2 protein-coding genes are annotated in these 5,911 nt (G+C 69.2%); both read right to left on the bottom strand.

Annotation, left to right across the window (positions count from 1 at the left end; all coding sequences use genetic code 11):
• Nucleotides 1-2,222: non-ribosomal peptide synthetase (locus tag AC3A57_RS22800; protein ID WP_487580993.1), on the bottom strand; the 2,222-nt coding region annotated here is incomplete at its 3' end.
• Between the two features lie 26 nt (nt 2,223-2,248).
• On the bottom strand, nt 2,249-5,911 hold a 3,663-nt coding region (locus AC3A57_RS22795; RefSeq protein ID WP_487580992.1), incomplete at its 5' end, for a non-ribosomal peptide synthetase.

The following is a 5,911-nucleotide window of genomic DNA, read 5'->3' as shown; positions in this document are numbered from 1 at the left end:
GTCGCCGCCGGCGGCAGGGCCAGGGTCGCGCCCTGGCACAGCGTCGGCCACACCTCCCAGGTGCAGGCGTCGAAGGCGACGCCGGCGGTGCTGGAGCTGCGCTCGCCCGGCGCCAGCGGGAAGCGTTCGCTGTGCCAGCCGATCAGATTCAGCAACTGGCGGTGCTCGACCATCACCCCGTTCGGGCGCCCGGTCGAACCGGAGGTGTAGATCACGTAGGCCAGATGGTCGGTCTGCAGCCCCGTCGCCGCGCGCTCGGGGTTCGTCGCCGGCCGTTGCAGCCAGGTCGGCTCGTCCAGCGCCAGCACGCTGGCGGTCGCCAATGCCCGGCACGACGGCAGTTGGTCCTGAAGCGCCGCCTGGGTCAGGACCACGCGCGGCCGGCTGTCGTCGAGCATGAAGGCCAGCCGCTCCTGCGGATAGGCCGGATCCATCGCCACATACGCGCCGCCGGCCTTGAGCACCGCCAGCCATGCCGTGACCAGGTCCGGGCCGCGCGCCATCGCCACCGCTACCCGCACATCGGCGCGCACGCCCTGCGCGATCAGTTGGTGCGCCAGGCGATTGGCCCGCTCGTTCAGTTCGCCGTAGCTCAGGCTCTGGCCTTCGAATTCGATCGCCGTCGCCTGCGGCGCCAGCGCCGCGCGGCGTTCGAACAGTTCATGCGCGCAATGCTCCTGCGGATAGCGGCGCGAGGTCGCGTTCCACCGGTTCAGCACCTGTTCGCGCTCGGCCGCGCCGAGGAGGTCGATGGCGTCGATCGCCTGCGAATCGTCGCGCACCATGCCGCGCAGCAGGGCTTCCAGATAGTCGCGGTAGCGCTGCATCGTGGCGCGGTCGTATAAGGCGGTGGCGTAGCCCAGGGTGCCGGCGATGCCGTCCTGCGTTTCGTGCAAGTCCAGTTCCAGGTCGTACTGGGCGGTGTGCTCGTCGGTGTTCGCAGGCAGCACCTGCACGCTCAGTCCGTCCAGGGCCAGGCCTTCGTCGGGCGTGTTCTGCCAGGCGAAGGTGAGCTGGAAGATCGGCGTATGCGCCAACGTGCGTTCCGGCTTGAGCGCCTCCACCACCTGCTCGAACGGAAGCTCCTGATGGCTGTGGGTCTGCAGCACGCGCTCGCGCACCTGGGCCAACAACTGCGCCACGCTGGGGCGGTCGCTCAGGTCCAGGCGCAACGCCAGGGTATTGACGAAGAAGCCGATCAGCGGCTCCATCTCCGCGCGGGTGCGATTGGCCACGGGCGAGCCGATCACCACCTGGTCCTGGCCGGCCAGGCGCGCCACCAGCGCGCCCCAGGCCGCCAGCAAGGTCATGTACATGGTCGTACCGTGGCGCTTCGACAGCACCTTGAGCCCCGCGGCCAGTTCCCGGTCGAAGGCGATCGGCAGGATCGCGCCCCGATAATCCTGTACCGATGGGCGGGGCCGGTCGGTCGGCAGGCTGACCAACGCGGGGGCGCCGGCCAGTTGCTCGCGCCAGAACGCCGCCTGCCGTTGCTGCACCTCGTCGGTGAGCCAGTCGCGCTGCCATACGGCGTAGTCGGCGTACTGGATCGGCAGCGCGGGCAGCGGATCGACCTCGGCCGACACGCCCTGCACCGCATAGGCGCGATACAGCGCGTCGAGCTCGCCGGCCAGGATGCCCATCGACCAGCCGTCGGAGACGATATGATGCATCGACAGCAGCAGCACGTGTTCGTTTTCGGCCAGGCGCAGCAAGCGGCCGCGGATCATCGGCCCGTGTTCGAGATCGATCGGCGTGTCCGCTTCGATCCGCCGCCAGTACTCGACCGTGCCCGCTTCGCTCTCGCTCGCGGCGGTCAGGTCGTGGCGCTGCAGGCTGAATCCGGAGGCCGGCCCGATGCGCTGCACCGGCTGGTCGCCGGCCACGTCGAAGCGCGTGCGCAACGCCTCGTGGCGTTGCACGATACGGTCCAGCGCAGCCTGCAGCGCGGCTTGGTCGAGCGGCCCGCGCAGACTCAGGCCGAAGCCGAGCGAGTGCGCGGTGGGCCACATTTGGGCGATGAACCACAACCGCTGCTGCGCGAACGACAGCGGCCAGTACGGACGCTCGGCGTCGCGCGGTGCGATGCCGGTCGCCTGCGGCGTCGGCTTGGTCTTGGCGCGGGCGGCTTTGGCCGCCTGCAGCAGGGCCTCGCGCTCGGCGCGGGTCATGCCGTTCACGGTCGCGCCGTTCACGGTCGCGCCGTTAGCGGACGTGTTCACCGGCGTGTTCTTTGCATTCGCGTTGTTCATTGGACCAGACCTCTCTGTTCGGCCGCGATCGATTCCAGATCGTCGGCATCGAATTGCGAAAGCTGACAGTCGACGACGGCCTCGGCGAACTCGTACAGGCGAGCGTTGGAGAACACCGTCATCAGCGAGATTTCGATGTCCCATTCGCTGCGGACCCTGGAAATCAAGCGGGTGGCCAGCAAGGAATGCCCGCCGAGTTCGAAGAAGTGGTCCTGGCGGCCGACGTCTTCGACGCCGAGCAGTTCGCTCCAGATCTGCGCCAAGGCGATTTCGGTCTCGCCGTCCGGGGCTTCGTAGACGCTCTGCGTCTGGACCGAGCCCAATGGCAGCGGCAAGGCCTTGCGGTCGATCTTTCCGTTAGGCGTCAGCGGCAGGCTGTGCAGCACCACCCAGGCGGTCGGCACCATGTAGTCCGGCAAGTCCTGCGCGAGCGCATGGCGCAAGGCCTGCGGATCGAGCTCGGCCTCGGCGCCGTCGGCCACATAGGCGACCAGCTGTTTGTCGCCCGATGCGTCCTCGCGCGTCAGCACCAGCGCTTCGCGCACGTCGGGCTGGGCCAGGAGCTTGGCTTCTATTTCGCCCAGTTCGATCCGGAAACCGCGCACCTTGACCTGGTGATCGTTGCGGCCGAGGAAGTCGATGGTGCCGTCGTCGCGCCAGCGCGCCAAGTCGCCGGTGCGGTACATGCGCTCTTGCGCGTCGGCCGCGAACGGATCGGCGACGAAGCGCTCCTCGGTGAGCTGCGGATTGTTGAGATAGCCGCGCGCCACCTGCACGCCGGCGATGTGCAGCTCGCCGGCGACGCCGACCGGCACCGGCAGTCCGTGCGCATCGAGGATGTAGAGGCGGCCGTTGGCGATCGGCTTGCCGATCGGCGGCGCCTCGGTCGCCGCGGCGTCGCAATCGTGCATGCTCGCGCACACCGTGGCTTCGGTCGGGCCGTAGGCATTGATCAGTCTGCGCCCCGGCGCCCAACGCTTAACCTGCGCGGCGCTGGCGGCCTCGCCGGCCAAGATCAGCGTGCGCAGGTGCGGCAAGGCGGCGTCGGCAGGCAGCGTCGCCAGCAACGCCGGCGGTAGCGTGGCATGGCTGATGCGATGCGCATCGAGCCAGTCCACCAGCTCCGCGCCGGCCAGGACGCCGGGCGGCGGCAGGTGCAGGCTGGCGCCGGACAGCAAGGCCATCGCGATTTCCGAGATGCAGGCGTCGAAGCTGAAGGAGGCGAACTGCAGCACCCGGCTGTCGCGGTCCACGCCGAAGCCGGCGATCTGCGCCTGGGCCAGGTTGCACAGGCCGCGATGCGTGGCCATGACCCCCTTCGGCACTCCGGTCGAACCGGAGGTGTAGATCACGTAGGCCAGATGCGATGGCGTCAGGCCCATCGCCGCCGGGTCCAGATCGTCGGCCGACAGTTGCTCCCATTGCCCGGCCTCGGTCATGTCCACCACCGGCGTGCGCCAGAGGATGGGACTGGCCGGCAATTGGTCCTGCAAGGCCGCCGTGGTCACCAGCACGCGCGGGCGGCTGTCGCGCAGCATGTAGTCCAGGCGCGCCTGCGGATAGGCCGGGTCCAGCGGCACGTAGGCGCCGCCGGCCTTGAACACCGCCAGCATCGCCACGACCATTTCGACGCTGCGCTGCAGGCAGATCGCCACCTTATCGTCCGGCCTGAGGCCGAGCCCCAGCAGGTGACGCGCCATGCGATTGGCCCGTTGGTTGAGCTCCTGATAGCTCAGCCGTTCGCCGCCCTGCTCCAGCGCCACCGCCTGCGGCGAGACCCGTACCTGCCGCTCGAACAGTTCGTGGACGGCGCCGTCCGGCTGCGGCCATTCCCGACGGGTGTCGTTCCACCCCACCAGCAGTTGCTGGCGCTCCCGTTCGCCCAGCACTTCGAGTCGCCACGACGGCGTCTGCGGGGCCTGCTCCAGCGCTTCGGCCAGCGCTTCCAGCGCATTGCGCATGTAGGCGCACATCCGCTGCGGATCGATCGGCCGTTCGATCAGGGCTTTCAACTCGAAGTCTTCGCCCAGATCGTCCACCGCCATGATGAAGGGCACGTGGTTGGTGCGCTCCACCGCGGACAGCACTTCCACGCCCTGCGCCCAGGCCGGCGTCTGCGCGCCGGCGCCGTCGTCGACGCTGTGGCGATAGTTCATCACCGCCGAGAACAGCGGCGCGCTGGCGGCCATGGCGCTGCAGCGCTGGGCCAGCGCCAGCGAGGCGTGCTCGTGGCTCAGCAAGTCGGTCAGCGCCGCGTGGGCCGAGCGCACACCGTCCTGCACGCCGAGCTCGCCGAGCCGCACCCGGATCGGCAGAGTATTGATGAACAGGCCCATCGCGCGCTCTGCGCCGGCGCCGCCCTGCAAGCGGCCGAACAGCACCGTGCCGAACACCACATCGTCGCGGCCGGTGGTCTTGGCCAGCACCTGCGCCCAGGCCCAATGGAACAGGCTCGCCGTGCTCACGCCCAGGCGTCGCGCCTGCCGACGCAAGCGCTGCGACAGGATGCGCGGCAACGGCTGCCGCGCTTCGCGCACGTGTTCGCCCTCGCCTTGCACCTTGAGCAGCCCGAACGGCGCGGTCGGCTCGTCGACATCGCCGAGCATCCGGCTGAAGAACGCTTCGTGTTCCTGGGCGCTCACGCCCAACCGAGCCTGGGCGACGAAGTTGCGGAACGGTACCGGCTCGGGCAGTTCGCTCGCACGATCGCTCAGGATCAGGCCGATCTCGTCCAGCAACACGTCCAGCGCGGTGTGATCCAGCACCAGATGGTGGTGCAGAAGCTGCAGCAGCCAGCGTCGACCGGCGTCGTCGAACGCGGCGTAACCGCGCATCAACGGCGCCTGGTTAAGGTTCATGCGGGTGTGCAGCGGATCGGTCAGTTCGGCCAGACGTTGCGCGACGTCGCCTTCCGGCAGCTGCGGCGTCGTCACTTCGAAGCGGGCCTCGCGCCACACCACCTGCACCGGCTCGCTCAAGCCCTCCCACAGCGCCGACGTGCGCAGCACGTCGTGCCGATCGATGACCCGCTGCAATGCCCGCAAGAACCTGTCGAGTCTGTCGCGAGAGTCGAACGACAAGGTGGTCGACAACAGATAGGCATCGCCCTGCGTCTGCAGCAGGTGGTGGAACAGGATGCCCTCCTGCAGCGGCGCCAGGGGGTAAATGTCCTGCACATTGGCTGCGCCGCCGGGGACCGCGGCAACGATGCGTTCGATCTGCGCCGTATCCAGCGCGATCAGCGGCAGCATTTGCGGATCGATGGCCTCGCAACCCGGGGGGATACCGTTGGCGGGAACGGCGACATCGCCGGAGCCCTGGCCCCGAGCGGAGGCCACCGCCTCGGCCAGCCCGGCCAGGGTCGGCTGCGAGAACAGGGCGCGAATGTCGATGTTCAGCGCTTCGCGACGCAGGCTGGCCATCAGGCGCACGGCCAGCAAGGAGTGGCCGCCGAGCTCGAAGAAGTTGTCGTGCCGGCCCACCCGCTCCAGCCCCAGCAGTTCGCTCCATATCCCGGCCAGCATGGTCTCGATCGCGCCCTGCGGCGCTTCGAAGTCGCGCTGCGCGAACGCCACGCCGTCCGGCGCCGGCAATGCGCGCCGATCGAGCTTGCCGTTGCCGGTCAGCGGCAAGGCCGCCAGGGTCACGTAGGCGGCCGG

This window comes from Lysobacter sp. Soil_C_15 (genome assembly GCF_057657315.1).
The sequence above is the reverse complement of the archived record's forward strand: the minus strand, read 5'-3'. Positions and strand labels throughout refer to the sequence as shown.